Genomic DNA, 625 nt, shown 5'->3' on the forward strand with positions numbered 1-625 from the left:
GAGCATTCACTTTAACAAATCCCCAGTCCATCTGGTAATTCTCACCAGGACCTGTATGATATCTTCTGCCTCTGTTTCCCTGTGGACTTACAATCTCTCTTGGTGCTGGAACCAGATCTTTATGTGCAGCAATATATCGTTTGATAGAAGTTCTGCTTCCTGGATAGCCGACTCCTTGAAGTCTTTCAAAGATAACTTCAGAATTTGTGACATTCTTTCTGAGATAATCATCAATTGTGCCCTCGTATCCTGAAATAACAGATTTCTTGGACTTTTTTCCTTTATTTCCATTTGGTTTTACTGCAAAACTATTTTTCTTTAATCTTCTTAGTTTAGATCGACTGATGCCTGTGATTCTGTGCAGTTCTGCCAGATTAACTTTCTCAATCGAATAACTTTCACCCATTTTTCCCTTTATGGTGGCAAGGGCATGTGCTAATATGTCCTCGAGGTCATTACTATTAATATTCAAAATACCTCCTCCATCTGATGTGTTGACGTATATCAGTGTAGGACTGTTATTGAAAAATGGTAATGGTCTTTTATTATGATTGGCTATTTTTAATGGACTGAAAATGGCGATTTTCACTGGACACTTTTTGGCGATTTTCACCGGTCCCTAACA

The 625-nt window shown here is 37.9% G+C and carries 1 protein-coding gene; it reads right to left on the minus strand.

The features are described from left to right. The coding region (locus ACTND6_RS11095) for a hypothetical protein (protein WP_441024321.1) at positions 1 to 406 on the minus strand (406 nt) is incomplete at its 3' end. Between the last annotated feature and the right edge of the window lie 219 nt (positions 407 to 625).

This window comes from Bulleidia sp. HCP3S3_C9, assembly GCF_052064035.1.
Classification (GTDB): Bacteria; Bacillota_I; Bacilli_A; order Erysipelotrichales; family Erysipelotrichaceae; genus Bulleidia.